The organism is Eisenbergiella massiliensis (assembly GCF_003435485.1).
The window spans coordinates 306239-331744 of record NZ_QVLV01000003.1; the positions used below are offsets into that span (position 1 = coordinate 306239).

20 protein-coding genes are annotated in these 25506 nt (G+C 47.6%); 4 read left to right on the forward strand and 16 right to left on the reverse strand.

The window, feature by feature from the left end; translation table 11 throughout:
* The first annotated feature begins 45 nt into the window (after positions 1-45).
* Complete coding sequence (locus tag DXC51_RS06500) at positions 46-732, forward strand: hypothetical protein (protein ID WP_146045283.1); 687 nt, start codon at positions 46-48, stop codon at positions 730-732.
* A 27-nt stretch (positions 733-759) separates the two neighbouring features.
* Here DXC51_RS06500 and DXC51_RS06505 read toward each other — a convergent pair whose 3' ends face one another.
* Complete coding sequence (locus DXC51_RS06505; protein WP_021638156.1) at positions 760-1131, reverse strand: hypothetical protein; 372 nt, start codon at positions 1129-1131, stop codon at positions 760-762.
* Positions 1109-1561, reverse strand: coding sequence for a response regulator (locus tag DXC51_RS06510; RefSeq protein WP_035322989.1), 453 nt, complete (start codon positions 1559-1561; stop codon positions 1109-1111). Before DXC51_RS06510 ends, DXC51_RS06505 begins: the two co-directional genes overlap by 23 nt.
* A 295-nt stretch (positions 1562-1856) precedes the next feature.
* Between DXC51_RS06510 and DXC51_RS06515 the strand changes: the two genes are divergently transcribed.
* The 3 genes from DXC51_RS06515 to DXC51_RS06525 are packed head-to-tail and all read left to right on the forward strand — an operon-like array spanning position 1857 to position 6677.
* Positions 1857-2573, forward strand: a complete 717-nt coding sequence (locus tag DXC51_RS06515) for a LytR/AlgR family response regulator transcription factor (protein ID WP_021638154.1) — start codon at positions 1857-1859, stop codon at positions 2571-2573.
* Between the two features lie 47 nt (positions 2574-2620).
* Positions 2621-4759, forward strand: coding sequence for a hypothetical protein (locus DXC51_RS06520; RefSeq protein ID WP_117544116.1), 2139 nt, complete (start codon positions 2621-2623; stop codon positions 4757-4759).
* Positions 4752-6677, forward strand: coding sequence for a GHKL domain-containing protein (locus DXC51_RS06525; RefSeq protein ID WP_025488771.1), 1926 nt, complete (start codon positions 4752-4754; stop codon positions 6675-6677). The genes DXC51_RS06520 and DXC51_RS06525 overlap by 8 nt, the downstream gene beginning before the upstream one ends.
* Before the next feature lie 36 nt (positions 6678-6713).
* Here the strand turns inward: DXC51_RS06525 and DXC51_RS06530 are convergent, their stop codons facing one another.
* The 14 genes from DXC51_RS06530 to DXC51_RS06595 form a co-directional block, all read right to left on the reverse strand.
* Positions 6714-7976: an AfsR/SARP family transcriptional regulator gene (locus tag DXC51_RS06530; RefSeq protein WP_021638151.1), complete on the reverse strand. Its 1263-nt coding sequence runs from the start codon at positions 7974-7976 to the stop codon at positions 6714-6716.
* 18 nt (positions 7977-7994) lie between these two features.
* The gene (locus DXC51_RS06535) at positions 7995-9077 is read right to left on the reverse strand and encodes a GGDEF domain-containing protein (protein ID WP_117530760.1); all 1083 of its coding nucleotides are present in this window, start codon (positions 9075-9077) and stop codon (positions 7995-7997) included.
* A 313-nt stretch (positions 9078-9390) separates the two neighbouring features.
* The gene (gene gatB, locus DXC51_RS06540; protein ID WP_025488770.1) at positions 9391-10827 is read right to left on the reverse strand and encodes an Asp-tRNA(Asn)/Glu-tRNA(Gln) amidotransferase subunit GatB; all 1437 of its coding nucleotides are present in this window, start codon (positions 10825-10827) and stop codon (positions 9391-9393) included.
* Positions 10828-12396 (reverse strand): Asp-tRNA(Asn)/Glu-tRNA(Gln) amidotransferase subunit GatA, encoded by a 1569-nt coding sequence (gatA, locus tag DXC51_RS06545; RefSeq protein WP_025488769.1) that lies wholly within the window; start codon positions 12394-12396, stop codon positions 10828-10830.
* A 100-nt stretch (positions 12397-12496) separates the two neighbouring features.
* Entirely contained in the window at positions 12497-12790 is a 294-nt protein-coding gene (gatC, locus tag DXC51_RS06550; protein ID WP_021638147.1) for an Asp-tRNA(Asn)/Glu-tRNA(Gln) amidotransferase subunit GatC, read from the reverse strand.
* Between the two features lie 63 nt (positions 12791-12853).
* Complete coding sequence (gene aspS / locus DXC51_RS06555; protein WP_025488768.1) at positions 12854-14185, reverse strand: aspartate--tRNA(Asn) ligase; 1332 nt, start codon at positions 14183-14185, stop codon at positions 12854-12856.
* 606 nt (positions 14186-14791) lie between these two features.
* Entirely contained in the window at positions 14792-16006 is a 1215-nt protein-coding gene (locus DXC51_RS06560; RefSeq protein ID WP_021638144.1) for an LL-diaminopimelate aminotransferase, read from the reverse strand.
* Between the two features lie 16 nt (positions 16007-16022).
* Positions 16023-16862 (reverse strand): diaminopimelate epimerase, encoded by an 840-nt coding sequence (dapF, locus tag DXC51_RS06565; protein WP_025488767.1) that lies wholly within the window; start codon positions 16860-16862, stop codon positions 16023-16025.
* Positions 16863-16925: 63 nt separating this feature from the next.
* Positions 16926-17471: an ANTAR domain-containing response regulator gene (locus tag DXC51_RS06570; RefSeq protein WP_025488766.1), complete on the reverse strand. Its 546-nt coding sequence runs from the start codon at positions 17469-17471 to the stop codon at positions 16926-16928.
* A 147-nt stretch (positions 17472-17618) separates the two neighbouring features.
* On the reverse strand, positions 17619-18962 hold the full coding sequence (gene glnA, locus DXC51_RS06575) for a type I glutamate--ammonia ligase (RefSeq protein WP_035322982.1): 1344 nt from the start codon (positions 18960-18962) through the stop codon (positions 17619-17621).
* 285 nt (positions 18963-19247) lie between these two features.
* Entirely contained in the window at positions 19248-21587 is a 2340-nt protein-coding gene (locus DXC51_RS06580; RefSeq protein WP_025488764.1) for an alpha-L-arabinofuranosidase family protein, read from the reverse strand.
* 138 nt (positions 21588-21725) lie between these two features.
* Positions 21726-23333, reverse strand: a complete 1608-nt coding sequence (locus DXC51_RS06585; protein ID WP_025488763.1) for an ABC transporter substrate-binding protein — start codon at positions 23331-23333, stop codon at positions 21726-21728.
* A gap of 153 nt (positions 23334-23486) precedes the next feature.
* Positions 23487-24416: a carbohydrate ABC transporter permease gene (locus tag DXC51_RS06590; protein ID WP_025488758.1), complete on the reverse strand. Its 930-nt coding sequence runs from the start codon at positions 24414-24416 to the stop codon at positions 23487-23489.
* Positions 24417-24426: 10 nt separating this feature from the next.
* Positions 24427-25356: an ABC transporter permease gene (locus DXC51_RS06595; protein ID WP_025488757.1), complete on the reverse strand. Its 930-nt coding sequence runs from the start codon at positions 25354-25356 to the stop codon at positions 24427-24429.
* Between the last annotated feature and the right edge of the window lie 150 nt (positions 25357-25506).

Here is a 25506-nt window from a genome sequence, read left to right on the forward strand (position 1 = left end):
CTGTACGACAAAAGAGCTGCCGCGGCAGCGGAAGTGAGGATGATTATGGCAGAAGGAAATTCCGTTTCAGATGAAATCAAAGCCCAGCGCAAAAAGCTTGCGGGAAAAACACCGAAAGAAAAGCTTCTCTATTTCTGGGAATATTACAGGATACCCGCACTGGTGACTATACTTGTCATCGCTTTTGCCGGGAACCTGATTTACACCATTGCAACAGCTAAAGACAGCGTATTATCCGCTCTGTTCATCAACGGATATTCGGAGATGGATACCGAGGCCTTTATGAACGGCTTTAATGAATATGCGGGAATTGACACCAAGGAATACACCACTTCCCTGGAGATGAATTTCACCATCCAGGAGGAGGCTATGGATCAGTATACCATGGCCAATGTACAGAAGCTTATGGCGCTTGTCGCCGCCAAGGAAATTGATGTCATTATGGCGGATACCAAGACCTTTACCAATTATGCGGATCCGGGATATTTCTCCAATCTGAACGAGGTTCTTCCAAAGGAGCTGGTTGATAAATACCAGGACCGTTTCTTCTATTATGATGTGCCCGATGATGAGCAGGGGGAAATCCCCATCGGCATCCAGCTTGCTGATGCGCCGGGAGTTGTCAGGACACAGGCATATGCCGTTACCAATGACGCGCTGTTCGGAATCGTTGTCAATTCGGAGCATGTTGATAATGCGGTGAAATTCCTGGAATATCTGGATATGGAATAAAATGAAAAAAGGCAGACTGTCCGATCATCACCCGGACGGCCTGCTTTTTCTATATTCCGCAAGCATACATTGTATAATCCGTTTCAGCAGGCGGCAGGAAACCGGCTGTGTCCAGAATTCCTGCACGGGGATCCTTCTGCTTTCCGCAAGGAACCCTTCCTGATCACTGACCCATAATACCGGAAGCCCTCTGCTTCTTTTTCGTATTTCATGGCAGCAGTTCATTCCGGCAGCGCCGTTTACCACCACCGCGGCAAGGGACGGACCGCCTTCCTCCAGCCATTCATTTTCATATACCTTTTCCCACGGCCGGAAATAAAGCCGGCAGTCCGTTTCCGGCTCACTCATGCATTGCTTATACCACTCAGCTTCCTTATCATAAAATATTACCACTTCCATTTTGCCTTCTCCATTCCAGGCACCATTGGGGAATAGCCCGGATCTCCTCTGCCGATGCGGGCTTCTTCACAAATGACGCAATATGGAACCGGTAGCCTGTGCAGGCAAAATCCTTATCCTCCGACATCCATACCACCGGAACCTCATCGTTATATTCCCGTATGCTTCTTATCATTTCCATCCCTTCCGCTCCATTCCATGAAACGATTACCGTATCGCAGGCATGCTCCCTGATATCCCTGATAAATGCATCCTTGTCCGTAAAAACTACCAGAACTCCCTGCTCATCCCCCGCCCCATAGGCATCCCTGAGAGCTGCTTCCAGCTCTTCCTTTTCCGTTAAAGGCACACACAGCACAATACGCAATTCGTACACCTCCTTATCCCGGATTCCGATAAAAACAGCTGTGTCCGGCGCAACCCATGACATTCCATTTCCGTTGCCGGCCGGCCCGAACCTCGATTTCTGTATAGCTGAGCAGTAACACATTTTATGAAACAAGGGTAACATATACCCCTGTAAAAAACAATTATTGGTGCATAAACGGTTAATAATGTGCGCAATCGGTATTCCCTCCCCTTATTCCGGCATGTTATAATATTACCATAACAATCCCCCCGTCGTTGCTGAAGGAATCCCGCGTCCGGATACTCTATCTGAATTCCGGGAAATTTACCGGGGGACGGTCTGTTATCATCGACAATATTTCAATCAGGAGGCTTTGATGAAAATTGCGGTTGTGGACGATTTGAAAGAGGATCGGAATTTACTTCTTGACCTGCTCCGGCAGTTTTTCGACAGGTATGATTTTAAGACTGAATATGACGAATTCTGCTGTGCCGGGGACTTTTTGAAGACATTGAAGCCGGATGCCTATGATCTGGTGTTTCTGGATATTTTTATGGAAGGCATGAACGGAATGGATGCCGCCCGGATACTGTACCGGACAGCCCCTGACTGTATGGTGATTTTTCTCACTACCAGCCCTGACTTTGCTATAAAAGGCTATGAAGTACATGCATATCAGTACCTGCTGAAGCCGCTGAACAGGGCGACCCTGTTTTCAGTCCTTCCCGAATGTGTGCAAAAGGCGGAGCAATCCCACAAACGTCTTTGTGTCCGTATTGACAGGAATGACCTGGAGCTTCCTTTTTCCCAGATTATATATGCCATGACGTCGGGCCGAAATACCATACTTCATCTGACAGGTACAACACTGACGCTTTCCTCCCATGTTTCCTTTTCCCAGACAATGGAGCCTCTCCTTTCGGACAGGCGTTTTTTAAGCTGCAGCCGCGGGCTGATCGTAAATATGGAGCATGTTGACAGGCTGCTGGAGGATGGTTTCCTTATGGACAATGACGAAAAGGTTCCCATCAGCCGCAGAGAATATACACAGGCCCGCAGAAGATATCTTGAATTTTCCTTTCAGGAATTGTAACAGGCCAGCGCGAGGGCGGAACTGCTCAAATCAGGGAGACTTTATTTATGAAAAAATATTTCATGCCTGCTATGGCGGCATTTATTTTCATTCTTCTTTTTTCACTGCATATCCATGCTTCGGAACCGTCTGCTCCTGCTGACGGATACAGCAAACAGATTTCCGAAAATTCAGTAATGCAGGAGGATGAGTCCGAATCTGAGCCGGAAACTGCCGAAACAGTTCCGCCTCCGAAAAATATGGCAATTTTCCAGGAACCCGATACACAACCGCCGGAAACCGAAACTGCCTGCGGCCTGGATGGACTGGATGGCCTGGACGGGAAAATTTTATGCTCCTATGATTCCGGCGGAAATTATGATTCCTTTGCCGCCTACACCCTGAACTATGGGGAGGATACCTCCGAACTGATTGATACCATTAAGAATTTTACGTTCTATATCGGATGGACCGAGCCGTTTAATATCTATAAATCGTTTTCCCTCTATGCAGAGTGGACCGTATATACCGGCACAGCACAGGATGGCGATGGCGGAATGCCGCTTTCACCGGAAAGCCTTGACAGCACCGTACCGGGTACTTATCAGGTAAAGGGAACTTTGATCCTCCCAAAAGGCTGCCAATGGAAAGACGGCTTTATTCCGCCTGTCCCCGTCATTCCCATATCTATCCTGGAAAATGGGGAAAAGAAGCTGCTCACAAGGCTTAACGACGCTGATTTTTCCTATTATCTGCAGCCCGCCCTTTATGAAGTGAATTCCTCTTATTATTCGTATGACCTGGAAAGCCTTCCGGAATATGCGCTGACATTTACCGAAGATTATTCTTCTGCTGTCATGCTGGATACCCATTGGGACTACAGCGCGGTAGATATCAGCCGGCCCGGAACCTATACGGCGCATGTCCAGCTCACCCTTCCGGAAACATATCAACAGGAGTACAGCCTGGATCCCTCCCTGGAGACCTGCAGCAAAACCATTTATGTAAGGGCCCCGGGGACTTTGTGCCTGTATGTCCAATACATTGATAACCGCTTTGCCGGAGACTGGCTTGAACCGCTGGAAGAGGCCTCCATTATCCCCTATTATCTGACAAGTGAAAAAGAGCTGACGGATACGGAGCTGGAAAATTCCCACTTTATTCCCTGTACGGACAACAGCCTGTTTGACTTTTTCCCCTCTCATTTCTGTGTGTACCGGGATGCTTTGGATCCATACACTCATTATTACTTTAAGATATACTACAAAGGCCGGGAATCCAATATCCTGCATATCCTTGATGACGGCGAATCTCCTACTGTCACCTATGTGGACGGGAACCGTGACGGCGGAGACAGCGAACAGCAGACAAAGCCGCCTATTACCCAGCCGGCTCCCGATATACCGGACACTCCGCCCGCTCAGGATACCGCCTCCGGTTCCGTCGCTGTTCCTGATACAGAGCCTTTCTTCATGGCCCCTCAGGATATACAGGAGCCTGCCACAGAACTGCCTGTAGAGACGGAAAGCCCTGAGGGACAGCCAGCGAATGCTTCTATTTCCTCCGGACAACCGTCTTCAGATAAAAATGAACCCTCCGTCTCCCCTCATGATTCCGCCTTCCAACAGGAAACGGAGTCTCCATCGGAAAATAACTCCCGCCAGGAAATCCGGGAAACCGTTACCAGGGATACCACTGTCCTCTCCGCAGCCAGGCTGAAAATCCTGTCCGGATCCTATCCCGACTTCATTCCCTTTGAACATAACGGCATACTTCTGCGGCTCCCTTCCAGCTGGCTGGAAGAACAAATCCCTGAAGATGATTCCCTGTTTTCGGTAACTTTACTCCGGCCTTCGGAGGAAACCTTCCGTATTGTTCTGTCCGTGGACGGGAAAGAGCTGACAGATCTTCCCGCTTCCCATATCATGCTGCCGATAGAAGACACGGTTTCTTCCTACAGGCTTATGCATGAAACCGGCTGCGTCAGCGAAGGGCTTGCCGCAAAGGACGGATTTCTCTCCTTCACTGTCACCAAAACAGGTGATTACAGACTTGAAAAAGAAGACGTTCCTGTCCGGGAAGAATCAGAGGAACCGTCACGCCGGGCTGTATTTATCCGACTTCTTTTCATCGCTGCCGCAGTCCTGTTCCTGTTAGCCGCGGTCACTTTTATAGTGCGTAAAAAGGGGGGCGGCAGATATGAGTAATTCCGGAAAACTTCTGAAAATAGCTTCTCTGATTATGATTACACTGGCCTGCTTTTTTGTCTGCCTTCACTTCCTTTACTGGTATGATAATAAATATACGGCCAAAGGGCTGCAGCCTGTCAGCGGGATGCTCTGTCTTTCCGAAGAGGATCTGGCCGGAAGACAGCTATATTTTCTTACCAGGCAGTGGCAGTTTTATCCTGATGTGCTGCTGACCCCCGAGGATTTTAAAGGAAAAACGCCGGATATTTATATGCGCTATATAACCATCGGCGAATATAATAACTTCAGCATGGATAACCCTGCACGCAGCACCAGAGGCAGCGCTACCTACCGCCTGCTCCTGTCGCTGCCCGGTACGCCCCGTTCCTATACACTGGCGCTTCCTGAAATTTTTTCTTCTTATTCCCTTTATATTGGGGGAGAAAAAATACTCCAGCTTGGGGATCCGGATCCGGATAATTATCTTGCCCGTATCGGAAACCGTACTGTTTCCTTCACTGCATCAGGAGTTACGGAGCTGCTGCTGCAGGTTACCAACTATTCCCATTTTTACAGCGGACTGACCTATCCTCCGTTGCTGGGCGAGCCCTATGCGGTGAGCCGGCTGTTGAATATCCGGCTGCTCATCGCTCTGTCCGCCCTGATCTGCACGGTTTTGTGCGGGCTGCTTTCCCTGTACTTCAGCCTGATGGCAAAGCAGTCCATCACGATTATTTTCGCGCTTCTGTGCCTGTGTCTGGCCGGGTATACCAGCTATCCCCTGCTTTATACCTATTTCACCATAAGCCTCCAGCCCTGGTATATGCTGGAGCTTCTGTGCATCTACGGCATGTATCTGCTGATTATCATCCTGCAGCGATATCTGCCGGGGAAAAAGCCCCGCCTTTACTCCGCCATGCTGCTACTGCTTTCCCTGTTCTGCGCTGCGGTCATTCTTTACTGCCTGTTTCCGCCCCATCAGGAAATACTTCATATAATTTTTTCCCGGGTGTCCTTTGCCGTCAAAATCCTGACCGCGCTGTATCTGCTGTGGCATGCGGCCTCCACAGTATATTACGGAGAAACAGATTCCTGGCTGCTTCTGACCTGTACCACCATTTTCGCCGCCTCCCTGCTCTCTGACCTGCTGATGCCCTATTATGAACCAATCCTGGGAAAATGGTTTCCCGAATACGGAGGCCTGATTCTGGTAGGCGCCATAGGCTATACGCTGTGGAAGGATTTCACGCTCTCCTATCAGTTCCGCCTCACCTTTGCGGAAGAAAAGCGCCAGCTCACAAAACAGGTTGCCATACAGAAGGCGCACTATCTGGAGCTGACTGAAAAAATCGAGGAATCCGCCAAGCAGCGTCATGATCAGCGTCACCATCTCCGCACGCTGTATTCTTTTTTAAGTGCGGGCGAAACCCGGAAAGCCATGGACTATCTGGAGACTTATATCCTTACCACCATGGGACAGGAACGCGCCATCCTCTGCTCCAACCTGGTCATTGACGCTATTCTGCAGTACTATAAAAACCTTTGCGACCGCCAGGGAATCGCTTTTGAGACCAAGATGGAGCTTCCTCCGGACCTGCCGGTTTCGGACACCGAGCTTTCCATCCTCTTCGGCAATCTGCTGGAAAATGCCTGGGAGGCCTGCTGCCGGGAAAAAACAAATCAGTACATCACTGTACGTGGAAAATATAAAAAAGGAAAGCTGTATGTGCAACTGGAAAACAGCTGCACCAGCCCTCCTCTGATTAAAAAAGGAAAATTTATTTCTTCAAAAAACGGAAAATACGGTCTTGGAACACAGTCCGTGCGGAATGTTGTCAGCCAGTATGACGGGCTGGTGGAATTCGATCAAACAGATCAGAGCTTCCGTGTATCCGTCATCCTGCCTCTGCCCGCCGAAAACGCACAGTCTACCTGAAACGGCCGCTGCGGCCCTTATCCGCCCCGGCAGGAATCATTGCTGCCAGTCCGGAGACTGGCCAAACAGCAGCTCTCCGGCCGTTTCATTCTCCTCTGCCGCCGGGTACACCTCATAGCGGATGGATATTTTTCCTCTGAACCCATAGCTTAAAAAGCAGTTGGAAACACGGCTCTGGGTAATCTCGCAGTTCTCCTGCCTGATTCCCACAAGAAGAACGAGAAACTGGTTGTTTCCGTAACGGGTAAAGGAATCTCCCCTGCGCAGTGCAGAGCGGATCGCGCTTTTCAGCTTATCCATATATCTGTCCAGCCTGGCATCCTCTGTCAGCGGCATGCCTTCCCCGTCCACCAGGGTACAGAGCATCAGGAAAGCCGGCTGCCCGCTTCTTTCCGCCATACGGCAGACAATATGGTAGCAGTCCACAAAACCAGGATAGCTGCAGAAGTAAGCGCCGTTTTTCTCTTCACTTTCCTGAAGTCCCTGCTTGATATCGGTAATTACCGAAGCATTGTAATGAATCTTCTCCCGCATCTGCCGGAATCTTTCCAGCATTTCCTCCGAAGGCTCCAGCCCCAGCTCCTCAAAGTAGAAGGCCGCCGCCGTCTCATAGATTTCCATGGCCTCCTTATATCTTCCCAGAGCCATCAGACAGTCTATCTGCATCAGATAATATTCCTCGAAAAAGTAAATTCCGCAGGCCTGAGCGCTAAGTTCCAGAAGTTCTTCGTACTCCTGTCTTTCCCGCAGCAGAGCGGAAGCCTCATTGATGCAGTCCACGTACAGCTTCTGGTACTTGCAGCTTTCGATGGCAACCCACTCCTCGCCGGCCAGCTCCGGAAGGAATTCCCCCCGGTACATTCTGCAGGCTTCCTTAAGCAGCTCCGCTTTCTTGTCAGGATCCGTCTCCTGAAGCGCTTCTTCAGCTGTAAGGCGGAACCTGTCCGTATCCCGTTCCAGCGGAACCGCGCAGTAATTCCAGCGGTATAACCCTTCCTGGAACCAGATACAATCCGTATTCTCAAAGCAGTTCAGCTTCTGGATATATTTACGCAGACGGTAAATATTCACACGCAGCGTAGCTCCGGCATCCTCCAGCTCCTCCCTGCCGTACAGCCTTTCAATCAGCTCCGCCCGGGGAATTCCTTCTCTGCCAGCATACAAAAGAATCTGAAACAGCTGCATCATTTTGGATGTTCCGGAATAATTATTAGGCAACGGCTTTTTCCCGTAAACCAGAGAGAAGCCGCCCAGCATATTTACCTGTAAAATTGTCTTATCAACCGATTTTCTGTTCATTTCTCTGTTTTACCCCATTCATTCTCCTGTTTGCTTTTCATTTCTTTTCCGCTGCATTTCCGTAATTCCTCTGCCCGCACACAGCAGGGGCCTGACATTGGCTCCAATATACACGGAGTACTTTTCTGTAATGCAGTCATAGTTACTCCTGATGCGCTCCACCACCTTCCAGGCGTTTTCCAGGCTGGCCCCTATTACCATGAGCAGGTACTGGCAGCTGCTGTACCGGGTGTAGACATCTCCGCTGCGCAGTGAGGCGCAGATTGTCCCCCCCAGCTTTTCCATCAGGTATTCCCGATCCTGCAGTGTAACGAACTGCTTCCTGTCATCCACCAGCGTCAGCAGAACTGTATAGGCACTGATGGGCAGACGCATCAAACCTCTTTCCACAAAACGGTACAGCTGCTTAAAGGTTGCAAAATCCTGGCAATACGCGCCCTGCGGCGACGTCTTTTCTCTCAGTTCCATCCAGATCAACTCCATATCAAGATCAATTCCGGTATCCTCCGTATGGTTCTTTACCGCTGCGGAAATGATTTCCGGTTTTCCATGCTCCTCATCATAACTGCATACCGCTGCCTTACCCTTCTTCTTTCCCTGGAACAAGGCATAATCTGCATGGTCAAAAGCAGAGGTGTAGTTATCCTTCTGCCTGCAGCCGACAACGCCAATGGTGGCGGAAAGCCGCCCCTCCACTCCCATTTTATCACCCATCAGCTGCATTCGCCGGATTAATTCTTTGCCCTTTTGCATTGCCTCCTGCAGCGTGCATTCCCTTGTCGTAAAAATAATGAACTCGTCTCCGCCGAACCTTCCCACCACATTCTCCGGCGGAAATATCTCCTTCATCAAAGCCGTCAGGCCCTTCAATACTTCGTCTCCGAACAGATGACCGTACCTGTCATTGATCCTTTTAAAACCGTCTACATCCACCACCATCAAATTGCCGCCCTCATTTTTTTTCAGCCGTTCAATAATGATATTTTCAGCAGTTGTTCGATTGTACAGTCCGGTCAGGCCGTCGGCCTCACTCAACATTTTCAGCCGGGAGTTTTCTTCCTGAAGCTCCAGTATTTCCTTTTCCATCAGGCCAATACCCATAAGGTTCCTCCTTCATGCCGAAAAGACATATCCCGGCCATCAAAAACTGGTTAATTTAAAAATATCACAGTAGTTGCAATAAATCAAGTTTTGGTGCGCGAACGGCAATTTTTGTGTCTAAATGGCAAAAACAATATAACGCTTGCACGCTTTTTAAAACATTTTTTCTCTGTTTGTAACGTTTAAAACTTCCGGACCGCCTGGCTTTCCCTTCAAAATACGGGGAAAGATCTGTATGACCGGATAGAACTCAGGTTCCATCCGGTCATATTTTTATCTGATAAAATATTAGTTCATTCTGAAAAAACGGTTTTTAACCCTGCAGAATTTCCCTTACCATTTCATTTACCAAAGCCGGGTCAGCTTTGCCCTTCATGGCTTTCATCGTCTGCCCTACCAGGAAGCCGGCCGCCTTTTCCCTGCCGTTTCGGAAGTCCGCAGCCGACTGCGGGTTGTCTGCAATGACGCTTTCAATTGTGCTGCGCAGCAGGCCTTCGTCATTCACCGTTTTTAATCCGTGACGCAGGGCATAAGCTTCCGGCTCCACGTCCTCTTCAAACATCACGGAAAAAATCTTCTTCGCCACGCTGCCGTTGATTTCCTTCCTTTCCGTCAGCTCTATCAGCTTCGCCAGGTTGGCCGGGGAAAAACGGATATTCTCCGGCTCCTCACCTTTTTCCTTAAGCAGCCGCAGTGTTTCCCCCATAATCCAGTTGCTCACCTTTTTGGGCTGTCCGCACAGCTTCGTGGTTTCTTCAAAAAGATCCGCCAGCGGTTTGGATCCTGTGATAATTTCGATATCATAATCAGGCAGCTCATATTCCTGCCTGTAGCGGGTCATTTTTTCCGTCCGGAATTCTGGCAGCTTCCGGCGGACAGCCTCCAGCCAATCCTCCCCGATATATATGGGCGGAAGATCCGGATCCGGAAAATAGCGGTAATCCCGGGCATCCTCTTTGGAACGCATGGCATGGGAAGCTTCCTTGTTGTCATCCCACCGTCTTGTTTCCTGGATTACCTTTTTTCCCTCCTCCAGCCGTTCGATCTGGCGCTGCCGTTCCCCTTCTATTGCGCGGGAAATGGCTTTGAAGGAGTTCAGGTTCTTCATCTCCGTCCGGATCCCCAGCTGCCGTACGCCCGCTTCCCTCACGGAAAGGTTGACATCGGCGCGCATACTGCCCTCCTGCAGCTTGCAGTCTGAGGCGCCAAGGTACTGAATAATGAGCCTCAGCTTTTCCAGATAAGCAATCACCTCATCGGCGCTTCGCATATCCGGCTCAGATACGATTTCAATCAGTGGGACGCCGGATCTGTTATAATCCACCAGGGAAATATCCTCCCATTCATCATGTATCAGCTTTCCCGCATCCTCCTCCATGTGGATTTCATGAATTCCTATTTTCTTCCTCCCGGCAGGCGTTTCGATTTCCACGCAGCCGTTTTGGCAGATGGGGAGGTAGAGCTGGGAAATCTGATAGTTCTGCGGATTGTCGGGGTAAAAATAGTTCTTCCGGTCAAATCTGCAGAACCTGGTAATGGAACAGCCGGTAGCAAGGCCAACAGCCATGGCATATTCCACCACCTGCTTATTCAGTACGGGAAGGGAGCCCGGCATTCCGGTACAGACGGGACAGGTATGGGTATTGGGCGCTCCGCCGAAAGCAGTGGAGCAGCCGCAGAAGATTTTGGTCCGGGTTGCCAGTTCTACATGAACCTCAAGGCCGATTACTGTTTCGTATTGCTTTGCCATTTATCCGCGCCTCCTTTCATCAGAATCCGTTCCGCCGGCTTTGCTGCCAGCAGCTGCTGGTTCTGGCACTGCTGGTTCTGGTACTGCCGTCTCTTCTGCCCGGCACGGACAGTCCGGGAAACGGCCTCTGGCCTGCTCATAGGAAAAGGCCGCCTGAATCAGTTTTTTCTCCTGGAAGCAGTCACCAACCAGCTGCAGGCCGATGGGAAGCCCCCGGCTGTCCAGGCCGCAGGGCAGGCAGATTCCGGGAAGTCCCGCCAGATTGGCGGAAATCGTATAGATATCTCCCAGATACATCCGTATCGGATCCGTCAGGCTCTCTCCCAACCCCGGCGCTGTTGTGGGAGCCACCGGCCCCAGCAGGCAGTCATAACGGGCAAAGGCTTCGTCAAAGGCTTTTTTTATCAGCGCTTTGACACGGAGGGCTTTCAGATAATAAGCATCATAATAGCCGGAGCTTAATACAAAGGATCCAAGCATGATACGGCGCTTCACCTCCGGGCCGAAGCCTTCAGAGCGGGTTCTTTTATACATCTGATGCAGTCCTTCGTATTCACTGGCGCGGTATCCGTATTTAATACCGTCAAAACGTTCCAGGTTAGAGCTGGCCTCCGCGGAAGCGATGGTATAATAAGCGGGAATTGCGTATTCCACCAAAGGAAGATCAAATTCCTCCACTTCGGCCCCTTTATCCTTTAAAAGCTCCGCTGCCTCCAGGACGGCCTTCCGTACCTCCGGATGCAGCCCTTCTCCGAAATAATCCCGGGGAATGCCGATTCGCATTCCACTCACGTCGTCCTTCAGCGCGGAGGTAAAATCCGTTTTTTCCCCTGCGGCAGCAAAATCCACGGAGGTGGAATCCTTGCTGTCATGTCCTGCGATCACCTCCAGTATTGCCGCGCAGTCCGCCACATCCCTGCACAGCGGCCCTATCTGATCAAGCGAAGAGCCATAGGCAACCAGTCCGTAACGGGAAACAGCTCCGTAGGTGGGCTTCATTCCCACCACGCCGCAGAAACCGGCCGGCTGGCGGATGGAGCCTCCGGTGTCGCTGCCCAGGGCGGCAAAGCATTCTCCCGCCGCTACCGCAGCCGCGGAACCGCCTGAGGAGCCTCCCGGCACATGCCCCGGGTTCCACGGATTCCCGGTCACTCCGAAGGCGGAGGTTTCCGTTGTGGATCCCATGGCGAATTCATCCATGTTGGTTTTTCCCAGGATAATAGCCCCTGCCCGCTCCAGCCTCACCACAGCTTCTGCGCTGTAGGAAGGGACAAAATTGGAAAGGATGCGGGATGCACAGGTTGTTTTAACATCCTTTGTGCAGATGTTATCCTTGACTGCTATCGGCACGCCTGCCAGCGGCCCGGCCAGCTCCCCGGCATCAATTGCTGCCTGCACCTGTTCCGCCCGCTTCAGGGCACGTTCCTTATCCAGGCTGATATAACAATGAAACTTTGCCTCCTTTTCCTCTATCTGCCGGAATGCTTCTTTCACGGCTTCCCGGCAGGTACATTCTTTTTTCTTTATTTTACCGGCCAGCTGTACGGCCGAAAATTCCATAAGACTCATAATTGCCTCTCTTTCCGAAACAGTTCAGCCTTCGGCCAAACGGTTACCTCTTTCCGCCTGACTCAGGGCTTCCTGCATGACGCATGGTTTCGTTTATGAACTAATCCACTGTACGGGGGACCTTAAACATCCCGTCTTTGCATCCCGGCGCATTTTTCAGTATCTGTTCCCTGTCGTCGCCGTTTGTTACCACATCCTCCCGGAATACATTGGCGGCGGCAGATATATGGCTCATGGGCTCCACGCCTTCCGTGTCCAGTTCATTCAGTTTATCTATATAATCCAGCATCCGGCCCATGTCGGCCTTGGCCTGTTCCTTCTCTTCTCCTGTAAGCTCCAGCTTTGCCAGAATGCCTACGTAGTCGATGGTGGCATCTGTTATTACGTTTGCCATGTTGTTCTCCTCCTTTTTTTGTACGGCCTGCGCAGTAAATGTGCAGGCCTGCCGGACAGTTTCTTAAGGTTCCAAACGGCTCAAATCACGGGGAAACAGTGTGGTTTCGCGGACGTTGTCTTCTCCCACGAGCTTCATGGTGAGCCTTTCCAGGCCGATGCCCAGGCCGCCGTGGGGCGGCATTCCATATTTGAAGGCCATCAGATAGTGCTCCATTCCCTCCTCCGTCATGCCCCGCTTCGCCATTTTTTCAAGCAGCATATGGTAATCATGGATCCGCTGCCCTCCGGTGGTAATCTCCATCCCTTTAAACAGGCAGTCAAAGCTCAGCGTAAAAGCAGGATCCCCGGGATCATCCATCGCGTAAAAGGGTCGCTTTTTGCTGGGATAATGGGTGACAAATACGAAATCGCTTCCATACTCCTCTTTAAAATACCTGCCGATAAGCGATTCCTCCTCCGGCTCCAGATCGTACGGGTTGCGGATGGGCCTGCCGTATTTTTCACTCGCAAGCCTTTTTGCTTCGTCAAACCGGACGCAGGGGATTTTCTCAGTGTCCGGGAGTTCGATATCCAAAATGGCCAGCTCCCTGCTGTATTCCTTTTTCAAAAGCCCCATAATGTTCTGCAGGACCCCGGTTTCCATTGCCATAATATCTTCAAAACCGTCAATGTAGCCCATTTCAAAATCCAGGGAGGTGTATTCATTCAAATGACGCTTTGTGTTATGCTTCTCTGCCCGGAACACCGGAGCTGTCTCAAAAACCCTGTCAAATACGCCCACCATCATCTGTTTATAAAACTGAGGGCTCTGGGCGAGCACCGCCGGCCTGTGGAAATAATCCAGGCGGAAAATATTTGCTCCTCCCTCAGCGCCCCTGGCTCCGATTTTAGGAGTGTGGATTTCCGTAAATCCCTGTGTGACAAGGAAATCACGAAAGCCCCTCACAATCCCATCCTGAATACGGAACTTCGCCCGTTCCCGGATATTCCGCAAAGAGACAGGACGCAGATCCAGGCTGGTTTCCAGGGAAATATTCATTTTCCATTTGGAAATGGGAATCGGCATTGCCTGCACAGGCTCTGAAAGAATAACCACCGCCCTCATCCTGATTTCCACACCGCCCGGAGCCTTTTCCGAAGCCGCCAGGACGCCTGAAACCTCCACCGCGCCGCCCTCTCTCAGCTCCTTTAAGGAAAAATCCGCCTTACCCGGTTCATACACACACTGCACCAGCCCTTCCCTTTTCCGAAGGACGACAAAGGCTATCGTCCCCATATCACGTATGGCATGGACAGCCCCATTCACCTTTACTTCCCTTCCCACCATCTCCGGTAAGAGAAGAGCTCCGATTTCCAATACCTCTTTCTGCTTCACTCCTGTCAAAAATTCCATAACTTTGGTCTCCTTTTTCTGTGGCTGGTCTGCAAGTTCCACTGCGGGGCGGAACCATTTTAAAGAAACCCGTAACCTTTTATTTCCTGAGTCTCTCTGCCTTCAACTCCCTCCTGGCAGCCGCCAGATATAAGGCAAGGCTGCCAGGCTCGTTCCCGGGAAATCAAATACCCCGCTGCAAGCAATGGGGTATTTGACCCTCGCGGCAGTCGCTAAATATCCATGCAAGCATGGCTACTTGGCTCGTTGCTCGCGGGAATAAAAAAATCCCGGAATGCATACAATCTGCATTCCGGGACGGACTCCAAACGGATCCGCGGTACCACCCGCATTGATAAGACGCCACTTCCAACAAAGTGTTTTACCGCCTTACCCACTCTTACACTTAACGCGTGTTACACGGATTACCCTACGTTTCTCACGAAATTTCAAATAACCGGCTCCCGGGTGTTCCCTTTGTCAGCTTACACAAGCAGCGCTCTCAGTCGGTGACGCCGCATTCCTGTCGCTTCCCCTGACAAGAGTCCCGTTCAATGCCATTACTATAAATTGTTTCACATCATACCACAACCCATCCCCAAAATCAATACTTTCCTTAATCCCTCTTTATATCTCTTTAATCCTCTCCACAGCCTCCACCGTATTCTCATACGACCCAAACGCCGTCAGCCTGAAATACCCTTCCCCGCTCGGCCCGAACCCCGCTCCCGGCGTCCCGACCACATTCGCCCGTTCCAGTAAATAATCAAAAAACTCCCAGCTCCCCATCTGCCCCGGCGTCTTCATCCACACATAAGGAGAATTCACCCCGCCGTACACCTCATACCCGGCGCTCTTCAGCCCCTCCAGAATATAACGCGCATTTTTCATATACCTGTCCACCATGCTACGGATCTGCGCCTTCCCTTCCTCCGAATAAACAGCCTCCCCGGCCCTCTGCACGATATAAGGCGCGCCGTTGTACTTCGTCCCATGCCTCCTGGCCCAGAGCGAATGCAAAGACACCCCGCCGCACACCATATCCTTAGGCACTACCGTATAAGCCAGGCGCAGGCCGGTAAAGCCCGCATTCTTGGAAAAAGAACGCAGCTCAATGGCGCAGCCCCTCGCCCCCTCACACTCATAAATACTGTGAGGCACATCCTCCTGGGAAATATACGCCTCATAAGCGGCGTCAAAAATAATCACCGCCCCCACCCGGTTCGCATAATCCACCCATACCTGCAGCTGATCCTTCGTCACCGTACAGCCCGTAGGATTATTCGGGAAACACAAATAAATCAAATCCGGCGTCTTTTCCGGCAGCTCAGGGACAAACCCGTTCTCCGCCGTACACGGCATATAAATCACATCGCTCCAGACCTCCGACTCCTTATCATAGCTCCCTGTCCTGCCCGCCATCACATTAGAATCCACATACACAGGATACACCGGATCACACACCGCAATTTTACTGTCCGCCGCAAAAATTTCCTGAATATTGGCAGAATCCGACTTCGCCCCGTCAGAAACAAAAATCTCATCCGGTTCAACCGCGCAGCCCCTTGCCTGAAAATCATTTTCCGCAATGGCCTTCCGCAGAAACTCATACCCCAAATCCGGGGCATACCCATGAAACGTATCCGCATCCGCCATCTCATCCACAGCCCTGTGCAAAGCCTCCACCACTGCGCCCGGCAGCGGCTGCGTCACATCCCCGATCCCTAAGCGGATGATCCTCTTATCCGGATTTGCCGCGGAAAACGCACTCACCTTTTTCCCAATTGTTGAAAAAAGATAACTTCCCGGAAGCTTCAGATAATTTTCATTTATCCTGTACATATCAAAATTTCTCCTCTCAATCCTCCACACAGCCCTCAAACACCGTCTCCGCAGGCCCTGTCATATAAACCCGGTTGTTCTTTTCATCCCACTCGATTTCCAGTTCCCCTCCCAGGACCTTGACCGTCACCTGTCTCTCCGTCAGCCCATTTAACACGCAGGCCACAGCCACAGCGCAACAGCCCGTCCCGCAGGCCAGCGTCTCCCCGGAGCCGCGCTCCCAGACACGCATTTCCACCGTATTCCTGTCCAAAACCTTCACGAATTCCGTATTCACCCTTCTGGGGAACCTGGGATGATTTTCAAAAAAAGGCCCTGTCTTTTCAATTTCCAGACCTGCCACATCCTCCATGTACACCACCGCATGAGGATTTCCCATGGAAACACAGGTCATTTCATAGCTCCTGCCCTCCACCTCAATCGCTTCAGCCACCGCCTGCTCACCGTCGCATACAACAGGGATCTCCTCCGCCCTGAGCACAGGCTCCCCCATATCCACACGCACCTGCTTCACCCTGCCATTTTCCGTAAAAAGCCGCAGATACTTCACCTGTCCGAAGCTCTCAACAGTAATTTCTGTCTTATCCGTCAACCCTTTGTCATACACAAACTTCGCCACGCACCGGATGCCGTTCCCGCACATCTCCGCCCGCGTCCCGTCCGCATTGTACATCTCCATTTCAAAATCCGCCAGACTGGACGGATTCACAAAAATCACGCCGTCTCCTCCGATCCCGAAATGCCGGTCGCTCATCCGCCTGACAAAATCAGGCTTCTTTTCCAACGGGATTTTTTCCGTAAAACCATTAATATACACATAATCATTTCCGCAGCCCTGCATTTTTGTAAAATTTATCTTCATGTATCTTTTCCTTCTTTCCTGAAAAATAACCGCCCTGTCCCTTTGCGGCCACTCCTGTCAATTCCTTGTTACCAGCACCATTTTCGCCATCTCCACCATGTTGGTGCCGCTGTCCATACTGCACTTTTGTATGTACCTGTGCGCTTCCTCTTCCGTCATCCGGTTCCGCTCCATCAGCAAAGCCTTGGCCTCTTTGATAATCGCCGCCTCCTCCTTGCTCCGTTCCCTGGGCGCAAGCCGCTGCCTTCTCCTCCGCCTTTCCCTGGACTGACACATCATATCCACCGTGCTGACCAGCTCCTGCACCTTCAAGGGCATGGAAAGACACACAATATCCTTCACGCTGACCTCGCTTAAATATCCCGGGGAGGCCAGGAGGAGCATATCCATTCCCGGGGGAAGATAATCATATAGCTCCGAATACGCCATATCTATCAGCTTATAGCTGCAGATAACAATACCGCCGGATAAAGCATCCGCAGCCCCCAGCGCCTGGGCGCCGGTGCTGCAGGCCGCCATCACTGAAAAGCCGCTGCGCACAAGAACATTCTTTATGCTTTTGGCATCCTCTATTTTCGGTAAAACCACAATGATATTTGTCACATGAGTACCTCCATCTGTAAGCAGCTCCCGATACGGCACACGGCCCGTACGGCCATAAAGCAGCGCCCGTTACAGCACATGGCCCGTACGGCCATGAAGCAGCGCCCGTTACGGCACATGGCCCGTATGGCCATGAAGCAGCTTCGCTCAGAATCGGTTCAAATACTCATTAATCTCCCAGTCCGTTACCTGCGCACGGTACCTGTTCCACTCTTCCTTTTTGGCCTCAATATATTTGTTCGCCACATGCTCGCCCAATGTTTCCCTGATAAATTCGTCCTTCTCCAGTTCTTCAACCGCCTCTATCAAGGTACCCGGAAGACGCTCTATCCCCATCAGTTTTTTCTCATCCTCTGTCATGGCAAAAATATTGCAGTTCACGCTCTTTGGCGGCTCCGTTTTTTCCCGGATACCTTCCAACCCGGCCCGCAGACATACTGCCAGCGCCAGATAGGGATTGGCCGCCGGATCAGGACTTCTCAGTTCAATCCTGGTTTTCTCGCTTCCCGCCGCCGGAATCCGCAGCAGAGGGCTTCTGTTAGCCGTGCTCCACGCGATGTAAACCGGCGCCTCAAATCCCGGAACCAGCCTTTTATAAGAATTCACAAGCGGATTCGTAATCGCCGTAATTGCCCTGATATGCTTCAGGATTCCTCCGATAAAATAATAGGCTTCCCTGCTCAGCCCGTTTTCATCCCCGGCGTCCTGAAAAATATTCCTTCCATCCCTGGACAGAGACATATTGATATGCATACCGGAACCGTTCACCTCCGCTTTCGGCTTCGGCATAAAGGTAGCATGCAGCCCATGCCTTTTTGCAATGGTTTTCACCGTAAGCTTAAAGGTCATAATATTATCGGCAGTCGCCAGCGCTTCATCATATTCAAAATCAATTTCATGCTGTGCCGGGGCCGCCTCATGATGGGAGGTTTCCACAACAAACCCCATATCCTCAAGCGTCAGCACCATATCCCTTCTCGCATTTTCCCCCCGATCCACCGGTCCCAGATCAAAATACCCCGCCTGTTCATGGGTAATCGTCGTAGGCATGGCATTTTCATCCATATGGAACAGAAAAAATTCACACTCCGGACCCACATAAAACGTATATCCCATTTCCTCCGCTTCCTTCAGCGCCGTCTTCAGAATATATCTGGGATCCCCCTCAAAAGGCTTATCTCCCGGCCGGTACACATCACAAATCAGCCGCGCCACCTTCCCCTGCTGCGGCCTCCACGGAAAAATCTCAAACGTATCCAAATCCGGATGCAGAAATAAATCCGATTCCTCTATTTTCACAAAACCATCTATCGCCGAACCGTCAAACATACACCGGTTATCCAGCGCCTTTTCCAGCTGGCTGGAGGTAATGGCCATATTTTTCAGACAGCCGAACATATCCGTAAACTGCAAACGGATAAACTCCACATCTTCCTCCTCCACCAGCCTCAGGATATCTTCTTTCGTATACTTCTTTCCCGCTAACTGCATAGCTACCATTCCTTTCTCTGCAAAATAATCCCCTTGCTTATTGATAACACTTCGTAACAGTTCAGCCTTTTGAACCATTGCATATATCCCATCAAACGAAAAAAGGCGCTCCTACCCCACTGGTAAGAACGCCGTTGCCCTACTTCCATATACTAACAGCAGCTCCCCGGATTTGTCAACATTTTTTTGCTTTCTGAGCCTCTCTGAAAACTTTCAAAAAACAATAATTTTTGTACTTTAACAGTTTTTTAATGATTATAGTTTGAAATACCGAAGCGAGTTAAATTACATACTTTTTACCCGAAAGATATTAATTGATCTTGCCGGCATCATATATCTAATTTTCCCGTCTATTACAGGAACGCTATCCGTTTTCGGTATAACTCTTCTTGGCTCCTCAAAGCTATTTCTTTCATCCAAAGCATATCCGTCCATATGATATACCTCTGCTTTTTCAATTCCGGTATCCTTTAACTCTATTTCTGTCATATAAGCCTCATTTTTTAAATTAACAGCCTTTACGATAATATCTCTCGTACTGTTATCAAAAGATGCACAACAATATATCGGTTCTATCGTTACAGATAAGCATTCCGAGTCAATTACAGTATTTCCATCCACGTATACTGTAATACGTCCCTGCTTAACATTCACTTCTACCTGGTAATGCTTTCCCGTCTGGATTTCAAATCCGGCATCGTACAGAAAACTTCCTCTTCCTCCGATTTCCTCCTCAAAAGAGCAAGTCTGATTTTCCCAACCTCCAAGTTCGATTTTTCTGAAATTATTTTTATCCGCACAGGCAAATCTTAAAGAAATTCCGAAAATTCCCGACGTTCTTTTCATCACAAAGCGCACAGTATAATCCTCGTCTGCCTCGCCTAAGAATAATGGCTCGTCTTCTGCACGAATAACGGCATTAGGGCAGGTTATTTCACCTTCTTTTGTCAGGATCCTGATATCACTGCATTCCATCACGCAATCCCTGCCCCTTATTCCAGGAGCTAAATAAATCTTTTTTCCTAATTTGCTTTCAATGACTTCATTCTCTATATCCGTATTTATAGATACAGTTAGCTCCTGCTCTCCCTGATTATGCATAAACAATTTCTGCACATAATAACTCGGTGTTCCGAATACACGGTTATTATCATATAAAATCATATCCGGCTTCCAATTAATATAATCCGTATGACAAAGCAGTGGTGCATAGCATACAAGACCAACTGACTCTGCATTCTTTTCGAGCCCTATCATATAACTCGCTTCTACAAGAGCATTGTACCATGTATCATCCTTAGACGCATATTCACCAAGGAACACCTTGGTCGTTCTACCATTATAATTATCATAATGATGATGATTTGCAATAAACCATTCCGGTGCCTGATAATAGTGTTCATCAATCAAATCCGAACCATGTTTTTCTGCACTCTCCCAGCCCATTTCATAAGCTATTCCGCCGGCACAAGGACCTGCGGTATTGATAATTTTAATTTCCGGGTACTTTTTCCGGATAGCCTCATGAAAATATGTATATCGTTCAAAAAACTCCTCACCGACTTCTTCGTTACCAATTCCTATATATTCGAGAAAGAAAGGCTCAGGATGCCCCAAATCAGCTCTTTTCTTTCCCCATTCAGTATCTATATCTCCATTAGCGAATTCTATTAAATCCAAAGCATCATCTATCCATTCTTTAATCATAGATACAGGCACAGCACGTTTATGGTGCGGATCCCATCCGCCGGGTAATACCGGCAGAGGCTTAGCTCCTATATCCTCACAGAATTGGAAAAATTCAAAATACCCAAGACCAAGCGTCTGATTGTATCCCCAGTTATTGCGTCTCGCAGGACGTTTTTCTATAGGTCCTAACGTCTTTTTCCAACGATACATGGAATCTCTGTCATTTTCATTTAATGAACCGTCGTGAACAAGGCATCCCCCCGGAAAGCGCATAAATTTTGGATGCAAATCCGCAATCATTTCTGCTATGTCTTTTCTTAGACCATTTTGCCTGTTTAAAAATGTGTCTTCAGGAAATAATGATACCATATCTATATAAATTCGTCCGGCAGACACAAGGCGCAAACCCAGTCTTGCAGATGTATTGGTGACAGGTGATACAAATTCCGCACGAAAACATTCCCATTCGGAATTTGAAATCAGAAAAACCTTTTTTTCATACATCGTTCCATCTGCAGAACGCAATGAAACTTCAAATCTCAGTGGTCTGCCGTCACAGGCTGCATAGCATGAAAAGATATACCTTTTCCCAGCCTCTATATATATTCCTTCTCCGAATCCCTCATTAACCACCCCAATACCTACTGCAGGCTCCGTCGCATCAATTACGAGATAATGCGGATTCTCTAAACAATAGGGGTGACTGTCCTGTACAGAGATACTGCCGATTGCACCATCAGGTATTTGTACATTCCATGCTGTCAAAGCATGATACCCATCTTTATCAATAGTATTAAATTCAAAACTGCGGTTTCTTACTAATTCGGCATATAACCCTCCGTCAGCAGCATGATTAATATCTTCAAAAAAGACACCATACAAATCTCCCAAATCTGCTGTTTTATTATTTATATCAACAACAATTCTCATTTCCATTTTGTACCCTCCGTTTACAACTTTTCTTAATCTTTCAAATAAGGATTATTTTTAGAAAGGAGCTGGCACTCCGGATAATTAGTGCACAGCTCCTCTCTTTAGACTTCATATTAATCCATACAAATACAAATAAAAGAATTATTTCTGAGCAGACATATATTCATCGACCTGCCGCTGTGCTTCATCAATAATATCCTGTAAACCGGCAGTTTCCAAAGCGACCTTAAATTGATCAATCGTTGCATCTACATCATCAACCTGTCCGCAAAGCAGCGGATACCAGTATGTATCATCTGCTGCTTCTACAGCAGCAACCTGTGTACTTACGGCGGTTGTATCAAATCCAAAATAGTCAAGCATATGTTCAGGCTTAATATTCTGATAATAACTTTCATTCATCTGTTCATATTTCTTATCAACATCCGTTGCGGCAGGATTATAAAGATTTCTTATCATGTCCCCATTTCTCCATCCCCAATAATTGCTTGCATTATATGGCTGAAGCACGGAATATGTTCCGTCGTCATTAAGCTCCCAGTTTACTCCCTGAATACCTAGGCTTGTTAAATCCATAATCTCCTGATTTGTAGCAAGCAGATTAAGCATCATCATTGCACGCTCCGGATTTTTGGTATTTACATTGATACCCATGCCATTATTTGTATATTTTGAAGCTAAAAATGTATCATCCTCAAAGAAGTTAAAAATCTGTACTTTACATTCTGGATGCGCAGCATTAATTTCATTAGCATAGTTTCTGGCTGTACCGGTATTCCACAGAAAATATGCAGCTTTTCCGCCTGCCATATACGTCTGACGTTCTTCAAAATTTGTTGCAAGAACATCATCAGGAATTGCCCCTGCATCAGCAAGTTCCTTCATCTGATGACAATAATTGCGGAATTCTTCCATGTCAAATAGAGACGTCAGTTTTGTGCTGTCTGCATCATAACCATTATAAAAAATATATGAGTTTCCGCTCGGAGTTCCGCTAAGACCACAGTATCCCTTAGGATTACATCCTTCTGCAATGCATCCGATATAAAGTCCCCATGGATTGTCTTCTTTCACTGCAAAAGCATTTTTCCCATTTTCTCCACAAGCTTTCATAAAGGCAAACATATCATCCCATGATTTAATATCCGTAAATCCAAACTGTTCCATCCAATCTGTACGGATTGTTGCTGCGAGAGGATTTACCTCTATAAAGTTCGCTGGCATCATATATATTTTACCGTTGATCTTTGCCTGCTTCCATGCAACTTCAGGCAACTGTGCCCATACATCCGGCATATATTTACTAATCATATCTTCTGTCAGCTCAAGAAATCCACCAAGCGCAACAGTCTGCTCATAATGACACCAGGCAGGAGCCGTAAATATCAGGTCAAAATCCTCTTTTCCGGAAAAAAGAAGCGAATACTTTGCATCATGCTCAGACCACGAAAGCCATTTTACATTTAAAGATGCATTTATTTCCCTTTCCGTGATTTCATTAACCTTCGCTAAAATATCACTATATGTTTCAGGCGTATCTCCCACCAGATACATTGTTATATCTACATGTTCGGAAATATCGGGGGTATTTCCATCAGCTTCGGATTTTTCCGATATAGCTTCATTTGCATTCTCAGTTGCCGGGGCAACTTCATTGTTTGTGCTTTTAGCACCGCATCCTGCCAATACTCCCACTGTCATCGACGCACTTAACAACAATGCTAATAATTTTTTTGAATTCTTTTTCATAAGAATCCTCCTTTATTATTTAATATAATTTATTTATCTGTTCTTTAAAAGAACTATTATTTCAAACTGTTAAGTAAAATCACCTTTCCAGAACCGTACATGCGGCTTTCCCGCATATGGCCGCTAAACCATCCGCCCTTTTTCCGGGTGTACTCAGCCTTTCACTGCTCCAATCGTAATACCCTGAACAAAATATTTCTGAACGAAAGGATATGCCAAAACAATCGGGCCTGTAACAACTACCGTAAGTGCCATTTTCAATGTCTGCGATGGCATCGACAACGCCGAACTGATATTAATGGAAACAGAGGCACCGGAAGCTATCAGTCTCTTGTATGCTTCAATATTATTTACCGTATCATATAAAAAATATTGCAAAGGAAACATCTTCTCATCAGTAATAAACAGCATTGCATGATACCAACTATTCCAATATGACAATGCGATCAAAAGACCTACTGTAGCCAACGCCGGTTTAACAAGCGGCATAATAATCTTAAACAAAATCCTTACTTCACTACATCCGTCAATCTTTGCTGCATCAACCAAAGATTCAGGAATTGAGGTTATATAACTTTTCATAATCAGTAGGTTGTATACCGAAAACAAAAGCGGCAAAAGCATCGCAGTGTATGTGTTTCCCAAATTCAATGTATTCATATATAAAATATAAGTCGGAACAAGCCCGCCACTAAATAGTGTTGTAAAGTAGAAGAAAAAAGAAAAAGCATTTCTCCAGGCAAAATCTTGTCTGCACAACACATAAGCAGTCATAACAGAAAAAACTAACCCCAACGCTGTTCCCACAACGGTAAGTCCTATTGTCACACAATAAGCCCGTGCTATCACTAATGGTTCCTTAAATACTGTCTTATATGCCTCAAGTGATATCTCATATGGAAAAAGAGAAAAACCATTTGCTGATATACTCGCTTCCGATGAAAAAGAGCCGGACACAACCATTACAAACGGAATCAGACATAAAAGCGCCATTACTGTACAGAACACATATGCAATAATATGTAACGCAGCAACATCTTTTCCCATTTTTATTTTTCCTAAACGATTCTCATTTTTTCTCATTGTGCCCTCCTTAAAACAATGTATAGTCTCTGTCATACAGACCTACAAGCTTATTTGCGATAATTACCGTGATAAAGCATAGCACTGACTGAAACAATCCGATTGCCGATGACATTCCGAAATCATTACTGGAAATTAAAGCTCTGAACGCTAATGTATCAATAACATCCGTATATTCGTACAATAAACCATTTGAACCCACGAGATTATAGAACATATCGAAATTCCCCCTGAAAATACCGCCTATACTCATTAGGAATAATATCACCACCGTAGGCATAATCATCGGAATCGTAACATGGAAAATCCTTTGAAAAACATTAGCTCCATCTATTGAAGCTGATTCATAAATTGATGTATCTATTCCCATAATTGCTGCTAAATATAATATTGAGCCATATCCTATACCCTTCCATACATTAAAGAAAAGAAGTATACCAGGCCATACTTGCGGTTTTGAATAAAAAGATATCTTTTTTCCTCCAAAGCTTGTAATTATATTGTTCAAAAATCCATAATCCGAGCTGAAAATATTAAACGCCATCACTCCGACAATTACCCACGAAATAAAATATGGAAGAAACATAAATGACTGGCTAAACTTGCGAAAATGTTTATTTCGAATTTCCGTCAGAAATATCGCCACCGCAATTTGGACAATTGTTCCGACCACAATAAACAGTATATTATATAAAACGGTATTTCGAGTGACGATTCCCGCCTGCCCGGATTTAAAAAAGAATTTAAAATTTTCAATACCATTCCAAGCACTTCCCCAAATTCCACCGGCATATGTATATTTTTTAAAAGCCAGAATTACACCCGTCATAGGATAATAAGAAAAAACTAATGTATAAATTACTGCCGGCAGAAGCATAAGCAAATAACTCCTATACTTACGCAGTTTTTTTATAAATCCTTTCAAACCTTTCGTCTGCATTGTTATTCCTCTCTTTCTGTCTCTGAATTCCTAACACATGTCCTAGTATAGAAACTTTTTCTAATCCCATAAATAGTCTTTTCTTTACTTTCTTCTCATTTTCTTACCAAATAAACATTTTCCATACAAAACAAGTATTATTTTTATACT